Below are 19,527 nucleotides of genomic sequence, written 5' to 3'. Positions count from 1 at the left end.
ACCCTTTTCCCCTGCCCCTTTACCCCGACTTTTGCAAGAAGTCTAATGACTGTGGAAATCATAACTAATTATACGGACATGATATTAGTCGCCAGAATTCTTTAAAAAGTTTTAAATAACCACACAATCAACAGCATTTACCATGAGTCATCAACATTTCGTATTTTGGGAAAATAAGGGCAGATTTACAAGCTTGGTTGTAGGAGTAGTTTTTCTTATGACCGCAGTCCCAGCATTTGCTCAGTTTAAACCACGCGATCGCAAACCAGCCAGCGACAATACCCGTGCAGGTGGTTCGCGTGGATGTTCAGCTAGCGGCATACCACTGACGCAGCTTGCACCTCAGACATTTATCGGTAAAACTGCTTCCATACGTCCAACCTTAGCTTGGTATATGTCAAGTTCTCAAAATGCGCGATTCCAACTATATGAATTTGATTCACCCAAGACAGTTAAAAAAATTGGGCAAGTTAAAGAAATACCCACAACAGTTGGGATTAACAAACTAAAACTTCCCGTTGATTACCCCGAACTCACAGTCGGTAAAACATATTTATGGCAAATTGCAATTGACTGCGAAAACGACACGATTATTAGACGTGCAGAATTTACTGTTATCAATCCTCAATCACTTGCTAAAAATCGATTTACTAGCATTCCAGAAAGTATAAATTATTATACTGAAAATGAACTGTGGTATGAAGCATTAGAAGAAGCATTAAAAGCAACTGGTAATGGTAAACTGGGTCAATCTGGGGCAACTTTAGTTAAAGAACTTGCACAGTCAGAAATGCTTATTGGTAATGACGTAGATCAAAAAAATATTCAACGACGAATTGAATACCTCCAGAAAATTGGCAGCGAAAAAATATAGCAGTTTTCATTTTGATGCAACACACTCTGACCTCACTCCAAACCTCTCTCCTAAAAGGAGAGAGGCTTTGAATCTTACTCCCTTTCCAGCAATAAAAGTTTTTCCGATCCCCTCTCCTAAGAGGCTACGGTGTACACACAAGTCTAAAATAGTTTACTCACTTGGTTTTTCATGTCAGTTTTACCCCACCCTAACCCTCCCCTTAGAAAGGCAGGGCTGTTTCATTCGTTCAGATCGCGATTTTGTCAACAGTATCAGCCAAAAATTTGAGTAAGTTGGTAATCGAAAAATTACGGCTTCAACCGATAAATTTAAGTGCGATCGCCTGGTTTTTGTCTGAATTGGATTGTTAACAACCTGATTTTTTTGACTGATACGCTTGTAAATTAAGGACTTTTAGGGAATGAAACAGCCCTGCCTTAGAAAGGGGAGGGAACTAGATTTCTTATTTCCCCCCTTTATAAGGGGGGATTAAGGGGGGTAATTTGACTTGTGTGTACACGGTAGTTCTTAAGAGGAGAGGGTTAGGGTGAGGTCTTTATTAAACAACTAAGAACCACTATAAAAATAGTAGGCAGAATAGAAATGGTAAAAATTTGGCCGATTGCTGTCACAGGATGGCTGGGATGCGTGGTAGGTATTGCAGTTTCTATTAATCCTGCTTTTGCTCAGTTAACTCCCGATAACAGCCTGGGAACGGAGCGATCGCAAGTCATTCCTATTAATACAAACAATGACCGCATCGAGGGCGGTGCGGCTCGTGGTGCTAACCTATTTCACAGTTTTCAAGATTTTAATATCGGTGAGGGTCAAGGTGTTTATTTCGCTAGTCCACAGGGAATAACAAATATCTTTTCCCGCGTTACTGGTGGTAACTCATCGAATATTTTCGGGACATTAGGAGTATTAGGTAATGCGAATTTATTTTTGCTCAATCCCAATGGCATTTTATTTGGTAAAAATGCCCAGTTAGATATGCAGGGATCATTTGTGGGGACAACGGCAAGTAGTGTAAAATTCGCTGATGGTAGAGAGTTTAGTGCAACTACCCCTCAAAATACACCTTTGCTAACTATTAGCGTTCCTCTGGGCTTACAATTCGGGGTGAATCCTGGAAAAATCACAGTACAAGGATCAGGTCATAATTTAACGTATAATCCATCCACTGCTGGAACCATTAGAACTGATGTTCCCGGATTGCAAGTACAACCAGGGAAAACCCTTGCACTTGTTGGCGGTGACATAAATTTGGAAGGTGGAAATCTGAGGGCTGAGTCTGGACGAATTGAATTAGGAAGCATCGTATCACCGAGTTTAGTTAGCTTGACGCAAAATGATTCAGGTTTATTTTTAGGATATTCAGATGTAAATGCTTTTGGAAATATCCAGCTATCTCAAAAAGCCTCAGCTGATGTCAGTGGAGAAGGTGGAGGTTCTATTCAAGTACAAGCAGGGAAACTATCAGTGCGTGATGGTTCATCGCTTTTCTCTATCACCACTGGTTCAAAACCTGGGGGAGAGTTTAATGTCAACGCTACCGAGTCAATAGAACTGATTGGAGAATCAGCAGACAAAAATTATGCCAGCAGCTTATATACAGAGTCTCAAGGTGCTGGTTCCTCTGGAGAGTTAAACGTTAATACAGGAAAATTAATCGCTACAGATGGAGCTTATATTTCAACTTATACTGTATCTTCCGGTAATGGAGGAAATTTGAATGTCAAAGCTTCTGACTCTATAGAATTGTTTGGCAGGGGTATATTTGGAAGTGGCTTTTATACAGGAACAAGTACCGATAGTAGTGGAAATGCTGGAAATTTGAGTGTCGAAGCTAGAAGTTTGGCTATTAGTGAAGGTGGGGAACTTTTTGCCAGTAGCCCTGGAGAAGGAAATGCTGGAAATATTCAGATAAAAACAGATTCTCTCCAATCAACCAATGGGGCATCTATTGGCAGCAGTATCAATGGTAAAGGCGATGGGGGAAATATTACGATTGATGCTAATGATATTGCTTTTGATAGTGATAGTTCTATTGAGAGCAAAGTGTTTGCTGATGGTGTAGGTAAAGGTGGAAATATCCAGGTTAATACTGGAACCCTTTCATTATTGGGTGGTTCACAAATATCTACCAGAGTTTCTGGGAAAGGTGATGCAGGTAATATCTTTATTAATGCCCGCGACACAATTAAGCTAGATGGGATAGTTGGCTATTCGATTGCTGGTATCACAAGTGATGTGATAGCTGGAGGTGTCGGTAATGGGGGAAATATAGAAATCACAACTGGCTTGCTATCGTTGACAAATGGTGCAATTATTTATACAGGCACAAATGGAATAGGTAATGCAGGTAATATCACCATTAATGCCCGTGAAACTATTAATATAGACGGTTTTGGTAAGGTTTTTATTGAACAACGAGGAGAAAGTAAATTCCCCAGCCGTATTAGTAGTGACGTTAGTTTTGATGGTGTAGGTAAAGGTGGAGATATCCGCATCAATACCAGAGAATTATTCTTAAACAACACAGGTAAAATAAGTTCTGATACCTTTGGGCTGGGTGATGGAGGTAATATTTTTATTCAAGCAGCAGAAAAAATTTCCCTCAGCAATACTAATAATATTGATTTCACTCAAATTAGTTCTACCGTTCTTGATAAAGCCAGAGGTAATGCTGGCAGTATCAACATTCAAGCTAAAGATTTATCATTAGATAATGCTTCAATTAATGGTTACACTTTTGGACAGGGAAATGCTGGTAGTATCTCTATTAAAGTTAAAGATACTTTGTCTTTAAATAATCGAGCATATTTTAGTAGTACAACTTTAGGATTAGTAGGTAATGGTGGAGATATTGATATCCAAACAGGAAAGCTTTCTTTAGATAATGGCTCTTATTTTGTCGCTGGCACTTCTGGTAAAGGAAACGCTGGTAATATCTCAATACAAGCAACAGACACAGTTTCTCTGGCGAATAACAGTAACATAGTTAGCGCCATTTCCGAAACAGGTACAGGTAATGCAGGAAATATTAATATCTTCGCAAAATCATTTTCTCTAAGCGGAGAATCTGCCATTTTTAACAGCAATCTTGATGGTAAAGGTAATGCTGGCAATATCTCAATCAATACAAAAGAGGATGTTTCTTTCACAGGTGGTTCTTCCCTGAGTGCTAGTACGTCAGGTATAGGTAATGCCGGAAATATTAATATCTTCGCTAAGTCATTTTCTATAAGTGGAGGATCTGCCATTTTTAACAGCAATCTTGATGGTAAAGGTAATGCTGGCAATATCTCAATCAATACAAAAGAGGATGTTTCTTTCACAGGTGGTTCTTCCCTGAGTGCTAGTACGTCAGGTGAAGGTAATGCCGGGAATATCAAAATTCAAGCAGATGGTGCTGTGATATTTTCTGGACGCAGTGAAAGACTTAGTAGCGGAATATCTAGCGGCGTGTTGGAAACTGGTGTAGGTAACAGTGGTGATATTGAGATTGTAGCCCGTAATTTAGAGCTATCTGATGGCGCTAATTTGTTTACATTGTCTAATGGTAAAGGCAACGCGGGTAATGTCTTGATAACTACATTGGGTGACACAAAAATCAAAGATAGTAATATAGCAACATTTATTGCCACAGATGGAAACGCTGGTAAAATTGCAATTAAAGCAGGTGGTGATGTTTCTATTTCAGGAAAAAGTTCTTTATTCTCCATTCTTGGGCTAAATGCAGTAGGTAAGGGTGGAGATATTGAAATTCAGGGGCGTAATTTTTCTTTATCCGATGGTGCTGCTCTAAATTCTACTACTATTGGTAGACGCGATGCTGGGAATGTGCTAATAAATACCACTGGTGACATTTCTTTCACAAATGGTTCTAAAATCAATGCTGCAACAATTGGACAAGGAAATGCAGGTAACGTCACCGTTAATGCTGGCGGAAAATTCTCTCTTCAGGGGACAACTCCCAATGGTTTTAACTTTGACACTGGCATCTTTAGCATAGTCGCAATAGATGCAGGATTCACAGGTAAAGGTGAAGGCGGCAATATTAACGTTACATCTCGTGATTTATCTCTCAATGGTGCAGCTTTATCTGCTAGTAGCTTTGGAGATGGAATTGCTGGGAATATTAACATTAATTCAGGTAGTGTAGTACTAGATAATAAAGCGGCTATTAGTGCTGTAACTAACTCTAGTGATGGTGGAAATATTAGCTTAACCGCTACAGATTTATTACTATTGCGTCGTAACAGCAATATCACCACAACTGCGGGGTTAGCCAAATCAGGTGGCGATGGCGGTAACATCAATATAGACTCAAAATTCATCGTCGCCAGCCCTGAAGAAAACAGCGACATCAGCGCCAACGCATACACTGGTTCCGGTGGAAGAGTCCAAATCAATTCGCAAGGAATCTTCGGTATCGAAGCGCGGACAAAACCGACCGAAAAAAGCGATATTACTGCAAGTTCTGAATTAGGTGTATCAGGTATAACAAATATTAACGCACCCGATACCAGTTACATTCAAAACAGCTTTACCGGATTATCCCCAAATGTCATCAATACTAATGCACTGATCGCTAATAGTTGCATTGTTCGCAGTTCCAAACAAGGGGGTACTTTCTTTATCACGGGTTCTGGTGCTTTACGTAGTAGTCCGGGAGATGGATTAATTTCAATCTATTCTACTGGTGAAGTGCGTAATGTTGAACCAACATCGCAGACTTGGAAAAAAGGCGATGCAATAGTTGAACCACAAGGGCTTTATCGACTTGCTGATGGCCGCTTGGTACTCAGTCGAGAATGTCACTAAAGGTTACTGAGGACTGGAAGTGAGGCTTCCGCTACTAAATAAAAGCACAGAGGTTATGGTGAAAATTTTGCGGTTTGCTGTCACAGGATGGCTGGGATGCGTCGCAGGTATTGCATTTTCTATTCATCCTACTTTTGCTCAGTTAACTCCCGATAATAGCCAGGGAAACGAGCGATCGCAAGTCATTCCTTTTGATCAAAAAAATGACATTATCGATGGTGGCGCGGCTCGTGGCACTAACCTATTTCACAGTTTTCAAGATTTTAACGTCGGTGTTGGTCGAGGCGTTTATTTCGCTAATCCAGAAGGGATAACAAACATCTTTTCTCGCGTTACTGGTGGTAACTCATCGAATATTTTCGGGAGATTGGGTGTATTAGGTGATGCAAATTTGTTTTTGCTAAATCCCAATGGCATTGTGTTTGGTAAAAATGCCAGTTTAGATATACAAGGTTCTTTTTTGGGGACAACAGCAAATAGCTTAATTTTTCCCAATGGGGTAGAGTTTAGCGCTATAAATCCCCAAGTACCGCCGTTATTGACTATCAATGTACCAATTGGTTTGCAGTTTGGTTCGCAACCAGGAGGCATTACTAGCCAAGCAGTGATTCAGAATTCTCAAGGAAATGCTGTTGGTGGTTTGAGTGTTGGATCTGGTAGCACCTTAGCATTGATAGGCAGTGAAATTACCTTAGATGGTAGTTTTTTGTTTACTCAAAATGGACAAGTGAAATTGGAAGCAGTCACTGGAGATACAACTGTTGGGTTGAATGTTAATAACTCCTCGTTGGGTTTTAACTTCGCGGAAAATCTAGGACGCACACCCATTAACTTAACGAATGCAACAATTTTAGCTACAGGTGGAAATAGTGCAATTGAGCTATTTGGCGGAAAAATTGGGCTAAACGATTCCTTTCTTTATAGTAGCAATAGCAGATCAATTGTTGTTGATGCGACTCAATTTAGTTTGGATGGCTCTGTAATTCAGAGCACTACTTTTGGTGCAGTGAGGGGGGGGTGATATTCAAATTCGAGCCAGCGATGCAGTGACTCTCGCTAACAGCAGTCGGATTTTTTCTAGTAGCGACAATTCAGTCACAGGTTTGGGTGGTGATGTTACTATTAATGCCGCGAAAATCACAATTGCCGGAGATGGAAATACACAAAATAGCAGTGTTATTTTGGTAAATACAAGTGGTGCAGGTAATGGGGGAAACCTCACTCTTGATGCAACAGAGTTTGTCAACGTCAATGGCGGCTTTGTCTCTGTTATATCTGGAGGTGCAGGTAATGCGGGAAACTTAACAGTGCGAGCTACAAATGATGTCAATATCACTAACCAAGCTTCTTTACAACTTGGAAGCTTGAGTTCTGGTTCAACAGGTAATCTGCGGATTGAAACTGGCACTTTGCGACTTCAAAATAATTTCTCACGGGGGGGAGTAGCAGCAATTACATCTGGTGGTGGAAATGTTGGTTCTATTTCCATTCAGGCTCGGAATGCGATTGAGGTGACTCAAAGTAATATATCTACAAGTGTTTTTCTACCACTAGGAAGTGCAACTCAAGCAACAGCAGGGGATATCACCATTGAAACCCAGCAACTCAATCTCAAAGATGGAGGTTATGTCAGTACGAATACTTTTAGCAGTGCAAATGCAGCTAACATTTTTATTAAAGCTAGTGAATACGTACAGATTAGCGGTTTCTCTAGTGGGGTATTAAGTGGCACCGACTTTGGCTCAGGAAATGGAAGTAATGTAACGATAGAAACGCCTCGACTCTCCCTAACTCAAGGAGGATATATAAGTACCGCATCCAGTAGAGGCAGTGGTAATGCTGGAAATATTACTATCCGGGCCAAAGATGTAGAATTGGATGGGTTTGTTTTCGTACCTAAAGAACAGTTAAATATATTAAATAACCCTCGTGTAGAAGAAATTTTGTCTGAGCCTCTAGCACAAAAAGTTCTGTCTCGGTTCGGGGGTTTTTCTTATATTAGTAACATAACCTCGGATGTGGGTGGAAGTAATGCAGATGTAAGAGGTGGCACGATAACTATTGATACGGAACGGTTGCGGTTGAGTAATGGTGGAAACATATCAGCCTCAGTGTTGCTAGGAAAGGGGCAAGGGGGTAATTTGGTGGTTCGTGCCACTGATTCTATTGATATTACTGGGGCTGGGCCAGAACGAGTAGATGGTTCATTTGCACCATCAGGTTTATTTGCAGAATTGCAAACTGGAGCAATTGGTTCTGGGGGCAGTATTGACGTTACAACAGAACGCTTAAACCTCAGCAATAACGGACAAATTTCTGCCACCACATTAAGTCAAGGTAATGCGGGAAATATTACGATTAATGCCGAGAAAATTGATTTACGAGGAAGTAGCAGCATCAGAACTCAGGTTGACGATGAAGCTAATGGTAACGCAGGCAATATCAGCATCAAAACTCAACTATTAAATGTACAAGAAAAATCACAAATATCATCAGCAACTCAGGGAAATGGAAACGCGGGGAATTTAACGGTAAAAGCTGATAACATTATCCTCACTGGTTCAGACAGTGAGTCTGCAACTGGTTTGCTATCATCAGTTGACGAAGAGGCTAATGGTCAAGGCGGTGATATAGATATTGCTACTAATCGCCTTAGTGTACGCGATCATGCTGAAATTTTCTCCGGCAGCATCGGTACGGGTGAGGCTGGAAATATTAGAATTAAGGCTAATTTTCTGGAAATTCTTGGTAAAGCCAGCGGAATCGCTTCTTTAACAAATGCAGGTAATGGTGGTGATATCACCCTCGATATCGCTGATTTATTACTGCTGCGCGGTGGCGGTTTAATTTCAACCACCGCAGGTAGAAGCCAAGCTGGTGGCAATGGCGGTAATATCAATATCAACTCTAAATTTATTGTCGCCATTCCCAAAGAAAACAGCGATATCAGCGCAAATGCATATACTGGTTCCGGTGGAAACTTCAAAATCAACTCGCAAGGTATCTTCGGTATCGAGTCTCGCCCACAACCAACCGACAAAAGCGATATTACTGCAAGCTCGGAATTAGGCGTTTCAGGTATAACAAATATTAACGCACCCGATACCAGTTCCATTCAAAACAGCTTCACTGGAGCATTTCCCAACGTCATAGACACCAATGCACTCATTGCCAATAGTTGCATTTCACGCAGTTCCAAGCAAGGGGGTACATTCTTCATTACTGGTTCTGGCGCTTTACGTAATAGTCCAGGAAATGGATTAATTTCAGTATATTCGACTGGTGAGGTGCGTAATGTTGAACTAACATCGCAGACTTGGAAAAAAGGCGATGCAATAGTTGAACCACAAGGGCTTTATCGACTCGCTGATGGCCGCTTGGTACTCAGTCGAGAATGTCAGTGAAGCAATTTTTAGATGAAAGGGCGGTTAGAATCCACATTTTACAGAAGTGAAGTTGTTTTACCAAGATATAGCGATCGCCATGACAACATTACTGATAAAATATGCAAAATGCGAGAACTTTACCCAGCGATCGAGCCTTACTTAGAAGGTAGTTTACAAGTTTCCGACCTTCATACTATCCATTTTGAAGAGTCAGGAAACCCCCAAGGTCAACCCATCGTTTTGCTGCATGGAGGCCCTGGTGGTGGATGTCCAGCTTTTTATCGGCAATATTTCCACCCAGAAAAATGGCGGTTAGTCATGTTTGACCAACGCGGTTGTGGTCAAAGTACACCTCATGCAGAATTACGAGAAAACACCACTTGGGATTTAGTCAGTGATATCGAAAAACTGCGCCAACATTTAGGTATAGAAAAGTGGGCGGTTTTCGGTGGTAGTTGGGGTAGCACTTTATCATTAGCCTACAGTCAAACCCATCCCTCTCGGTGCAAGGCATTAATTCTGCGTGGAATCTTCATGCTGAGGCAAAAAGAATTGCGCTGGTTCTACCAAGAGGGAGCTAGCTATATTTTTCCTGATGCTTGGGAAGAATATCTCAAACCAATTCCTGTAGATGAACGTGATGATTTAATCGCAGCATATTACAAACGCTTGACCAATCCAGATTTAGAAATTCAATTAACAGCAGCGCGTGCTTGGTCAATTTGGGAAGGTAGCACCAGTAGACTTTTTTTCGACCCAGAACTCATGCAAAAGTTTGGCGAGAGTAAATTTGCTTCAGCTTTCGCTCGGATTGAATGCCATTACTTTATGAATAAGGGATTTTTGGAAACAGAAGATCAATTACTCTTAAATGTAGACCGTATTCGCCATATTCCGGCTGTAATTGTTCAGGGACGCTATGATGTAGTCTGCCCAATGATATCAGCCTGGGAATTACATCGGGCTTGGCCAGAAGCGGAATTTATAGTGGTTCCTGATGCAGGGCATTCGATGAGCGAACCAGGAATTCGTAGTGCTTTGATTGAAGCAACAGATAATATTTAATTCGGTTGAATATTTAGTTTAGATGTTTTTCTGAGCCAGTTAAGAATGCAATTGTTACTTTCTAAATATCTAAGAAATTGCAGGCTAATGCAATACTGCACGCTTTGTGCATTTTCAACTCGGCATTGGGTTTGGGGAAAAGGTTAAAGGGTAAAGGTTAAAGGTTTTTTCTTTCCCCCCGCCCCTTATACCCAGAGGGGGCCCCACCTTTCCCTTTTCCCCAAAACCCGACAAGTATTGCAGGCTGATGGAATTTTCGGTATAAAAACTTTGATAGCTTTACTATAGATTTAAGTAAGTGGGCGTGAATAAACAAAGTTTTGTAGTAAGGCTTGGAGTGGTTGACTACAAACATTTAATTTATTTTATATTGCATAATATAGTTTGATTTATTCCTGCCACTAATTAACATCGTAATGAACAAAATTGGGATTTTACCTGGAAAAAACCTTTAAGGATTCGTTTGAGTGAATTAAATTTAATCCGCCTAATAGCTTTATTTACTTCTACCCACTGCCGTTTTCTTTTACTTGCTTCTGGATAATCTTCACTCAGCATATCGACTGATAGTAAATACATCTTGACGCAGTAAATTTTGCCTTGTTTGCGGTACTTGTAAGTTCCCAGTTCATTTGCATCTACTTGCCCAATTATTCCTGCTTCTTCCCACGCCTCTTTGGCAGCTGAAGCAGGCGGACTCATGCCATTAGGAATATCTCCTTTCGGAATCACCCAGTGTTGAAAGTCACGGGTTGTTATGAGCAAGATTTCAACTTTACCATTGTTCACTCTGTAAGGAATTACCCCAGACTGTTTAAACACTTTACTGGCTTTTCGACTCATGTAATTTACATCCTGTACGTCCTAGCTTTTTTGTACAATGTTTACTTCAGAAATTCTAGAGCTGATACCGGATAAATTTCGGTTAATCTTAAGTTATGAAAAGGTTAAAAAATAATTTTTACTTATAACAGTTAATTATCGAAACAGAATAAAGGCGTCCACCAGAATTCAGAATGAATTTTGTGCAACTAGCATTAGCGAGTCCGCGATACCGTAGCCTTAGCGTTCGTGCAGCGTTCTCGTAGAAAGGAACAAGCGTCGCATCTGAATCAAGGAGGTTAATGGGACTTAGACAAAAAGTAGCCAGAAAAAGCCTCAAATTTTTTATATGCACAGAGACTTTGACATCGTTAAGCCTAGTTTCTTGATATATCTGGGTTTCAAGCATTTTTGAGTATTTGGTGTATTTTCCTTGCTTTATATAGCTTTGAGTCTTTTTTATGCCTTAAAAATATTTAAGTCCCGATAGTAGAAATCTTCTGGCAACACATTGTGTAGTATAAAGGTAATATAGTTAAACCTTTTATTCTTTCGGGACAAGCTTGTGCCAAATTTGACTTAATTGCACTAAAAGGGCACTAAAAGGAGAGTGGCGATGAAAAAAGTAGCGGTGTTTGGCAATGCTGGAGGCGGGAAATCAACTCTAAGCAAGAGATTATCTGAAATCACTGGTTTGCCACTTTACGTCTTGGACAAGATTAAATATCAATCAGCAGGAACAGAGGTTCCACATGAAGACTATAAGCACGCCCATCAGCAAATTTTAGTTAGTGACCAATGGATTATTGATGGGTTTGGTTGCATGGAAACTCTCTGGCTACGACTTGACGAGGCAGATACTCTGGTTTTTGTCGATTTACCGCTATATGTGCATGGATGGTGGGTAACTAAACGACTAATCACAGGTTACTTTAAACCGCCAGTAGGCTGGCCCTCCAATAGTCCCATATTAAGGAGTTCACTTATGAGTTACCGTGTGCTTTGGTTGTGTTACAAATATTTAACCCCAAAATATCGTGAGTATATCGAGCAGGCTCAAAGCATCAAAAATGTTTATCACATTCGCTCGACTCAACAAATTTCACAATTTTTTGAATTAATTGATGCAGGACACTAACTTTGTTGCTTCTTTCCTGCCTGAATACTTTGACTGCGGAGTTTAAGGCCCATTTCGTAACATTAAGATGTACGTCCCTGGCGGTTTCTCAACAATCTACGTTCCGAACTACTGGCTGTCAACCAAAATTTTGAAAAGGAATCACGATTGTTGATGATGGTTTTAATGCCGCAGTCACACTATTATTACCAGACTGGTTTTATCTTGAAAAGTCAGACTCCTATTCGTCAGTTGCATCCATAAAAGTTGTCAGAAATCTCAGTAATACTGTTGTTCAACTAACTGTAATAACTGTTCCCGCACTCTCGTTGGCTAATCTATCCACTGCACACACGGCATAGGTTCCCGCTTGTTGGACGGTAGCGAAGGTTGTGCCAGCAGACAAAATTCGCTGAATTGTCCAAGTATCGCCACTCAGCCGATAAAGTGTCCACGAACGAACTGGCTGATTATCTCCAGGCTGCCAACTCAGTTTGCGGTTATTGACTTGTAGTCCAATGGGTGGAGATGGTGGTGTTGTATCCTGCCAAGGCAAAGTTGGCGGTAGCGCAGGTTTGTTATAAAGCAGACTTTGGAATTTATCAGCAATGCCCTGACTATTTTCTGTCAAAACACCGACATTAAAAAAGATATTCCCTAGTGATAACTGTGCAGCTTGGCTACGAGTAACTATCACCTGCTTTTCAATCTCATCACTCTCCCGACTCTTATTGCTTGGTTCTGTCAGATTGTTGCCAGCGTAAACGTGTCTTTGTTTTGTGTTTATCTGTGTCCACCACTTTAACAACGCCGAATAACTTTGTTGTGGTTGGTCTGTGCGCCAGTAAAGTTGAGGTGCAATATAATCAATCCAGCCTTCTTCTAACCATTTTTTTGAGTCAGCATATAGGACGTTGTAAGCATCCAACCCAGTAATACCAGCGGGTTGTCCGGGGCGATAAATCCCAAAAGGACTAATACCAAATTTAACGTCGGGTTTGGTTGTTTTAATCCCCTGCCAAAGGCGCTGTACCATTTTGTTAACATTGTCCCGTCGCCAATCGCCAAGGCTGAGTGTACCACCAGCTGCTTTATATGCAGCGTAGGTTTTATCATCGGGGAAAGGTTGTCCTTCAATGGGATATGGATAGAAATAATCATCTAAGTGAATACCATCAACATCGTAACGCTTCACTACATCGAGAATTACGTTATACGCCCTGTCCTGAACTATTTTTAGTCCTGGGTCCATCCAGCGTTGTGTTTTCCACAAATAAACGCTTTCTGGATTGGTAGCTGCGATGTGGGGACGGACTGTTTTAGCTGGGTCGGTGGAGGTGCTAGCGCGGTAAGGGTTAAACCAAGCATGGAGTTCAATATTGCGCTTATGACATTCTGCGATCGCAAACGCTAAAGGATCGTAAAATGGTTCTGGTGCTTTCCCCTGAGTTCCTGTAATCCAAGCACTCCAAGGCTCTAATTGAGATTCATACAAAGCGTCCCCCTCCGGTCGCACCTGGAAAATCAGGGCATTGAAGTTTAGCGCTTGTAATTTAGTAATAATCTCGGTAAGTTCTGCTTTTTGTTGAGCAACAGAAAGTCCCGCTTTGGAAGGCCAATCACCATTCCACACAGATACTACCCATGCTCCCCGGAATTCCCGCCTATGATTTACCCTAACACTACCGACAGGTGTGGGTGTGGGAGTTGGTGTTGGTATCGGCGTGGGTGTTGGTATCGGCGTGGGTGTCGGTGTCGGCGTGGGCGTTAATATCGGCGGCTGCACTAGGTAACTAGAGGCAATTTTTTCTGCCTGACCTAAATACACCAAAGCTTGATAAATAATTGCTGCCACATCTGCACGGGTGGCTGCGAGATTAGGATTGAGTAATTTAATATTTGGGAAACTAACTACTAATCCGGCGCTAGTGGCAATAGCTACGTGATTTCTACCATACTCAGGAATCTGAACAGAATCCTGATAAATTTGTGAGAGTTTTGAGAGTAGGTCAGGTTTTACCTTGGTAGCAATTTCTAAGCCTGCTACCAAGGAAACTAAGACTTCTACTCTAGTAATTCGGTTAGCAGAACGGAAAGTTTTATCAGGAAACCCGCTAATAAATGCTTTTTCGTAAGCTGTTTTGATGGCTGCTGCTGCCCAATAATTTGTGGGTACATCAACAAAGGGAACATACTGCCGCTTCTTGGAAACTGTGCCAAATGAGTTGGCGATAATAGCGGCAAACTCAGCACGGGTAAGTGAGTTATCGGGGCGATAAGTGCCATTAGGCAACCCACTGACAATACCGCGTTGGGCTAAGGCTGTAATAAATGAGCGTGCCCAATGGTTTTGAATATCCGAGAATGGAGTAGCAATAGATACCATTGTTAATTGCAGCTAGCTGGCCTAATTTTGATTTCCTTAGCTAATTTAGCAATTTTGTTGGCGTAGGTGTAGCCCACCTTAGGCATCGCTGCTGCAATTTCTTGTAAACTTTGACTACTCAAGCTTGGGAATGGGGCATCGTGTAAAATAGTTCCGTTAACGGAAGCGGGGCCTTTAACCCGTTCCGAGTGCTGAGTTAGGAGTTATTATTTCTCCCCTGTTCCTCTGCCCCCTACTCCCTGCCCTCATCTCCCCACTCCTTTACTAAGTAGCATTTGCAGCTTCATTAGTAGGATTCGAGGTAGAACGCGCATTGAATGACAGCATTACGCGTGAAACGCCAGTGAAAATAATGCTAACACCAACTAGTGTCCCAAGAAGCCAGGGTGCATTGAAGGGCCACTGGAACCAAATCATTGCGCCTAAGACCAGCGTAATAATCCCATTACCTAGTATCCACGTCCAGTTCTTTTGTGGACGTAACCGGAATGCTAGAATTAACTCGAATGTACCTTCAGCCAGCAAAAAGCTACCAAGCAACAGAGTTAATGTGAGAATACCTGTAAAAGGATAAACAAACAGCATTATACCTGTTGCAATATAGAGTCCGCTCAATAGAAGTTTCCAAATAAAACCTCCTTCGTGGCGGGTTTGAGTGGCATAAACTAGTTTTGTAAATCCAGCAAAAATCAAAATCACCGCAACCCAAGTTTCGGCGAATAAGGTGGTGAAGTTAGGCGCTGCGATCGCAATAACCCCTAAAATACTCAGGAGAACACCACTTATCAGTGACCCATTAACATCCTTTTTAATATCTCTAGAAACATCGGTTGTCATAAAAACTCTTTCCCTATTCTTAGACTAAACTCTACATTTAGGTTAGAAAATTTCTAAGTCACAAAGTATGAACCCTAAGATAGACTAATCAGTATTAACTTCATCGTGATCGTGACTAAAATTCACGACTATTGAGATACTAAATCAATCATCTGATGACAAATGCATTATCTTTAAGTAACCCTTATAAAAGTTCTGCAAGATTGCTTAGGCGTTCATAAACAGAGATGAGACGATCTCCTTCAAGTTCAACAGAAGTGTTTGGATAATTCTCAATGGCTCCAAGTAGTGTAACTTCACCATTTTGTTCAATAGATGCACTTAAAGCACTTCGCAACGCCTGCTGATCTAACTCTCCTCCGGGAGGATGAACTACCTCACCAATTTGGTTAACTAAAATTGGCCCTGCCCAACTACCTAGTAAGCTATTTAAAAAGTCAGCATCAGCTTTTATTGGGGCTTTCAATGCCTTACGAGCTACTGCGGGGTCTTGTTGGGCTGCCTGTAAATAAGCTCTTAAAGTTGGGGTAGTCTTACCTGTTTCTGTAAACTGACTTAATTCTTCAACAGATACTTGCCCTTGAAAAGTACCGTATTTTAAAACAACTTGCTCGGCAGCATTAGCATTAGTAGTTGAAAATAGAACAATAGCGCCTAGGCCTAAAGCTACAGTCTGAGTGAGTAACTTAGTAAATTTCTTATTATTTAATCGATTGAAAAGTTGCGAAATCTGCATTTTGTTAAATTTGATAATGGTATGTAGCAGACATAAGCAAAAAATGCCTATGTCTTAGGATTAAACCTTGTTATTAGGCGAAGCTGCATGAGGTAGTATAGATTGATCTTCGTCTAAGGTTGGTGCAGGTACGCCCAAATGCTTCCTTGTAGTTTCTTCAGCGAGTTTTCGGTCTTGTTCGTTCTCGAACTGACTCTCATCTAACAAATGAGGATTTTTTGCTGCTTCATCTCGGCTTGGTCGATAACCATTTTTCCACCTGTACTTCCAGTCCATAATTTGAAAGGCAGATATACTGCAATTTTATTTCCTAGTTCTTTATCGTAGACGCTGAATGGAAAGTGATACTCCTGCTATGGGTTGAAGAGGCTCATTCAGAGGGTATAAATTTAACATTTTCGAGTAATAATACTTTCTTGCGTAAATTTTAATACTTTAATATGCAAAGAACAAGTCATGAGTGGCGATCGCAAATATAATAACTCTTATCATGATGATCTGCGATCGCTACTGGTGTTATATAAAATTTTACAGTTACAGAATTTGTTTGATTTTATATTTTAATTCAAAAATAGATATGATAAATATTATTTTAGATATTGCCCAAACACATAATCAGACAATTATGCTTAAAGAACAGATTACACAAGAACTAGAAAAATTACCGGAACCTTTGTTGCAGGAGATTTTAGATTTTGTTCAGTTCTTACAAGCAAAGTACCAAAAAGATAAAATTTTAGAAATCACCATTATGAGTGAATCATCACTGCGAAAAGATTGGTTAAAACCAGAGGAAGATACAGCATGGCAGGATTTGTAAAAGGAGATGTTGTTATTGTTCCGTTTCCCTTTTCGGACTTAACTCAGACAAAACGCAGACCTGCTTTAGTTATTGCTAAACTTCAGGGTAATGACCTGATTCTTTGCCAAATTACTAGCCAATCAGTTGGTGATGTCTATGCTATTGAAGTGGACAAGAGTGATTTTAACTTTGGAAGTTTAAATCAGCCAAGTAATATTCGACCAAATCGCATTTTTACTGCCGAGCAAGAAATTATCTTATATCAAGCAGGTCAAATAAAATCTGAAAAATTAACAGAGGTGATTAATAAAGTTATTGAAATTATACAGTACTAAAGCCTGTAGTTATATCGATTATTTGATTAAGTTGGACTAGTGTCAGATGGTTCGGTAACTGGCGGTTGCGTGACAGTTCTACATGGATTTGGTGCGTCTGATTGTAAAACAACGCCAAAACGGTTGACTTGGGAGGAGTTTAGCAATACTGTTGCTGGCAAAGGTTTTGAATTTGGTGTAACTAAAGTAGTTACGGCTGTGTTATTAGTATTAGCTGGAGTTTGGGTACTTTTATTAGTACAGACTCGCATAGACACTAAAAAACTCCCAGAAGTAGGATTTGGATTTGATTTTTTCTCAATAACTTCTAAAAAAGTCCCACGGGGAAGTGATTGGTTGTTTCCCAAGGATATGTCATTGTTGGTTTTAATTACCCAACCTGGAGAGAGATTAGCCAGCGATCGCGGTCGTATAGGTGTCGTTTCAATGCCAGGGTTTTGAGTTTGTAGGGGATTGGAAAAAATTGGAGAGGTTCCTGATGGCGATCGCAGTTGCTTCACAAATAATCCTAGAGAACCTGTTGCTACCAAAAATATTAGCGGAACTATCAACTGTAGCGGTAATTTAGGAGTTTTGACTGGCTTAGTCTCTGGAATTACCTGAGTTACTCGCCTTGATAAAAACTGAGTTGGTAATTCATCTGCTTTTACCTCTTCTAAAAAATTATCTACATCAAACGTATTTACATCAATTGAATGTGATTGAGCTACTTGTGGTTCATAAGTATTTGATTGCTGAATTTGAGGTTGATTTGTGTTTATTTGTCGAACAACTTTTTCTTTTATTCGTGCTACTTCTTCATCCTTAATTTCCAAAACTTGCTGATATCGCCTTAACTCTTCACGAATCTCTTCCGTGAATGGGTACTGATGCTCAATTGCTTGAGTTATTACTTGCTCATACTGCTGCAATTTTTGTTGATATGCCTCTGTTTCTTTTGTAATTCGGGCAGTAATTGGGTGAATATCTTCAGCTTTTAGACCTAAGAGTTGCTGCTGTTGCCACAGTTGGTTATGGTTTGCTTCGCTCAAAGGATATTCCTGCTGCACTGCTCTTATAAATGCCTGCTCAAACTGCTTTAACTTTTGTCGATATGCCTCCACTTCTGCTGTCAGGCTGTTTTCAATTACAGCTAAATCCTCATCCTTAAGTTGCCATTCCTGCTGCATCTGTTGCAATTGATGGCGAGTAGGTCGACTTAGGGGATACTCTTGTCGCATTGCTTTAGTTAACGACTGTCTGTAATGTTGAAGGTGTCGCTTATATGCTTCAATTCTTGCTTTAACTTGCGCCTCAATTGGCATTGTATCCTCATTCCTCAGCCCCAAAATTTGCTGAAGATTCTGTCTTAGTGCATTAAAATCATCTTCACTTAGGGCTACTGTCTGCTGAAGTGCTTCAGTAAAGTCCCGCTCATATTGCTGTAACTTTTGTCTAAATTCCTGACGAGCAACTGCTAACATCTCATCTTCAATTGTAGTTGCTTCCATTTCGGATAGTCCTAAGCGGCTTCTAAGCGCATCCAAAATCTTGCGACCCACAAAAGAAACATCGCCACGGCTACTGTATCGCGCCACTTCTTTGCGATACTTCTGTTTAGGATCACCTTGCGGAACTTTTGTAAGTCGAATCTTAAAGCCCTCTCTAGTTGTGTAGATTTCTGGCTTCATTGTCGGCTGTATTTCTCTAACCTTCCTGCTGGCATAATCATGCAACTCGTCAATGGAGACAACGCCATCCTCATCTAGGTCTGCCGCGCCAGTTGTGATTCCTTCAATCAAATAACGGGTATAAATTGAGAGGTCTGATCCCTGTTGTTCAAAAGAATATTGAGTTGAACTGGATGAAGTGAGAACAGCTCGTCCCTCTCCTCCTAATTGCTCACGGATATTTACAATACCGTCGTCTTTGGCTGATAAACCTTCAGCAAAAGCACCACTAAAGCAACTGTCGAGAATCACCACTTGCCGTTTAGAACGGCTGCGGCTCATGCTTTCATGTACAACACTGGCTGCTACTGACGATGAGCGAATTAAATCTCCTCTTGGAGTTTTGCGTGTGGTGCGAGTTGCTAAGAACAGTCTGCCAGTGTCATCCTTAATGCCATGACCAGAGAAAAAGAGAACTAACAGATCATCTTTTTGACGATGGGCAAATAGATTTTCGATAGCTTCTTCCATATCTTGGCGCTGGGGATTTTTTAGCACCATAATATCTGTCTCGGTAAAGCCGCCCATTTCTGGGTGTAACAGCACTTGCTGCATCGCTTCAACATCTTTTACAGCAGCTGGTAGCGGGTTCAACCCCGGCTCATACTCACTCACCCCAATCAGCAGCGCTACCTTAACCATTTGA

At 40.9% G+C, this 19,527-nt stretch carries 14 protein-coding genes; 8 read left to right on the top strand and 6 right to left on the bottom strand.

The features are described from left to right. The first annotated feature begins 142 nt into the window (after positions 1-142). From RMY27_RS08530 to pip, 5 genes are all read left to right on the top strand, one after another. On the top strand, positions 143-874 hold the full coding sequence (locus tag RMY27_RS08530; protein ID WP_322662197.1) for a DUF928 domain-containing protein: 732 nt from the start codon (positions 143-145) through the stop codon (positions 872-874). 585 nt (positions 875-1,459) lie between these two features. Beyond that, on the top strand, positions 1,460-5,686 hold the full coding sequence (locus RMY27_RS08525) for an S-layer family protein (RefSeq protein WP_322662195.1): 4,227 nt from the start codon (positions 1,460-1,462) through the stop codon (positions 5,684-5,686). 55 nt (positions 5,687-5,741) lie between these two features. After that, a complete protein-coding gene (locus tag RMY27_RS08520) occupies positions 5,742-6,707 on the top strand; it encodes a filamentous hemagglutinin N-terminal domain-containing protein (RefSeq protein WP_322662194.1) in 966 nt (321 codons plus the stop codon). 25 nt (positions 6,708-6,732) lie between these two features. Further along, positions 6,733-9,090, top strand: coding sequence for an S-layer family protein (locus RMY27_RS08515; protein WP_322662193.1), 2,358 nt, complete (start codon positions 6,733-6,735; stop codon positions 9,088-9,090). Between the two features lie 108 nt (positions 9,091-9,198). Next, positions 9,199-10,137, top strand: coding sequence for a prolyl aminopeptidase (gene pip, locus RMY27_RS08510; RefSeq protein ID WP_322662265.1), 939 nt, complete (start codon positions 9,199-9,201; stop codon positions 10,135-10,137). 405 nt (positions 10,138-10,542) lie between these two features. Here the strand turns inward: pip and RMY27_RS08505 are convergent, their stop codons facing one another. Then, on the bottom strand, positions 10,543-10,980 hold the full coding sequence (locus tag RMY27_RS08505) for an NUDIX hydrolase (RefSeq protein WP_322662192.1): 438 nt from the start codon (positions 10,978-10,980) through the stop codon (positions 10,543-10,545). A 595-nt stretch (positions 10,981-11,575) separates the two neighbouring features. Here RMY27_RS08505 and RMY27_RS08500 point away from each other — a divergent pair. Further along, the gene (locus RMY27_RS08500; RefSeq protein ID WP_322662191.1) at positions 11,576-12,097 is read left to right on the top strand and encodes an adenylate kinase; all 522 of its coding nucleotides are present in this window, start codon (positions 11,576-11,578) and stop codon (positions 12,095-12,097) included. Positions 12,098-12,371: 274 nt separating this feature from the next. On the opposite strand, the gene RMY27_RS08495 is transcribed toward RMY27_RS08500, so the two are convergent. From RMY27_RS08495 to RMY27_RS08480, 4 genes are all read right to left on the bottom strand, one after another. Further along, complete coding sequence (locus RMY27_RS08495; RefSeq protein ID WP_322662189.1) at positions 12,372-14,462, bottom strand: glycoside hydrolase family 10 protein; 2,091 nt, start codon at positions 14,460-14,462, stop codon at positions 12,372-12,374. Between the two features lie 264 nt (positions 14,463-14,726). Continuing rightward, positions 14,727-15,299, bottom strand: coding sequence for an HdeD family acid-resistance protein (locus RMY27_RS08490; protein WP_322662187.1), 573 nt, complete (start codon positions 15,297-15,299; stop codon positions 14,727-14,729). A gap of 184 nt (positions 15,300-15,483) precedes the next feature. Then, positions 15,484-16,035 (bottom strand): alpha/beta hydrolase, encoded by a 552-nt coding sequence (locus tag RMY27_RS08485; protein ID WP_322662185.1) that lies wholly within the window; start codon positions 16,033-16,035, stop codon positions 15,484-15,486. Between the two features lie 60 nt (positions 16,036-16,095). Next, a complete protein-coding gene (locus tag RMY27_RS08480; RefSeq protein WP_322662184.1) occupies positions 16,096-16,311 on the bottom strand; it encodes a bromodomain-containing protein in 216 nt (71 codons plus the stop codon). Between the two features lie 301 nt (positions 16,312-16,612). Between RMY27_RS08480 and RMY27_RS08475 the strand changes: the two genes are divergently transcribed. Both RMY27_RS08475 and RMY27_RS08470 read left to right on the top strand, forming a co-directional pair. Further along, positions 16,613-16,855 (top strand): DUF2281 domain-containing protein, encoded by a 243-nt coding sequence (locus RMY27_RS08475; protein ID WP_322662182.1) that lies wholly within the window; start codon positions 16,613-16,615, stop codon positions 16,853-16,855. Beyond that, positions 16,840-17,172 carry a type II toxin-antitoxin system PemK/MazF family toxin gene (locus RMY27_RS08470; protein WP_322662180.1) on the top strand — a complete coding sequence of 111 codons (333 nt, stop codon included), beginning with the start codon at positions 16,840-16,842 and terminating at the stop codon, positions 17,170-17,172. The genes RMY27_RS08475 and RMY27_RS08470 overlap by 16 nt, the downstream gene beginning before the upstream one ends. A gap of 26 nt (positions 17,173-17,198) precedes the next feature. On the opposite strand, the gene RMY27_RS08465 is transcribed toward RMY27_RS08470, so the two are convergent. Then, positions 17,199-19,523 carry a caspase family protein gene (locus tag RMY27_RS08465; protein ID WP_322662178.1) on the bottom strand — a complete coding sequence of 775 codons (2,325 nt, stop codon included), beginning with the start codon at positions 19,521-19,523 and terminating at the stop codon, positions 17,199-17,201. Positions 19,524-19,527: the final 4 nt, after the last annotated feature.

It is taken from the genome of Nostoc sp. DedQUE09, assembly GCF_034530915.1.
In the GTDB taxonomy this organism is placed as follows: domain Bacteria; phylum Cyanobacteriota; class Cyanobacteriia; order Cyanobacteriales; family Nostocaceae; genus Nostoc.
The sequence above is the reverse complement of the archived record's forward strand: the minus strand, read 5'-3'. Positions and strand labels throughout refer to the sequence as shown.

Coding starts and splice junctions, on each gene's coding strand:
- RMY27_RS08520 (WP_322662194.1), top strand. CDS start 5,742: ATGGTGAAAATTTTGCGGTTTGCTGTCACAGGATGGCTGGGATGCGTC.
- RMY27_RS08470 (WP_322662180.1), top strand. CDS start 16,840: ATGGCAGGATTTGTAAAAGGAGATGTTGTTATTGTTCCGTTTCCCTTT.
- RMY27_RS08495 (WP_322662189.1), bottom strand. CDS start 14,462: ATGGTATCTATTGCTACTCCATTCTCGGATATTCAAAACCATTGGGCA.
- pip (WP_322662265.1), top strand. CDS start 9,199: ATGCGAGAACTTTACCCAGCGATCGAGCCTTACTTAGAAGGTAGTTTA.
- RMY27_RS08505 (WP_322662192.1), bottom strand. CDS start 10,980: ATGAGTCGAAAAGCCAGTAAAGTGTTTAAACAGTCTGGGGTAATTCCT.
- RMY27_RS08465 (WP_322662178.1), bottom strand. CDS start 19,523: ATGGTTAAGGTAGCGCTGCTGATTGGGGTGAGTGAGTATGAGCCGGGG.
- RMY27_RS08530 (WP_322662197.1), top strand. CDS start 143: ATGAGTCATCAACATTTCGTATTTTGGGAAAATAAGGGCAGATTTACA.
- RMY27_RS08525 (WP_322662195.1), top strand. CDS start 1,460: ATGGTAAAAATTTGGCCGATTGCTGTCACAGGATGGCTGGGATGCGTG.
- RMY27_RS08485 (WP_322662185.1), bottom strand. CDS start 16,035: ATGCAGATTTCGCAACTTTTCAATCGATTAAATAATAAGAAATTTACT.
- RMY27_RS08500 (WP_322662191.1), top strand. CDS start 11,576: ATGAAAAAAGTAGCGGTGTTTGGCAATGCTGGAGGCGGGAAATCAACT.
- RMY27_RS08480 (WP_322662184.1), bottom strand. CDS start 16,311: ATGGACTGGAAGTACAGGTGGAAAAATGGTTATCGACCAAGCCGAGAT.
- RMY27_RS08490 (WP_322662187.1), bottom strand. CDS start 15,299: ATGACAACCGATGTTTCTAGAGATATTAAAAAGGATGTTAATGGGTCA.
- RMY27_RS08475 (WP_322662182.1), top strand. CDS start 16,613: ATGATAAATATTATTTTAGATATTGCCCAAACACATAATCAGACAATT.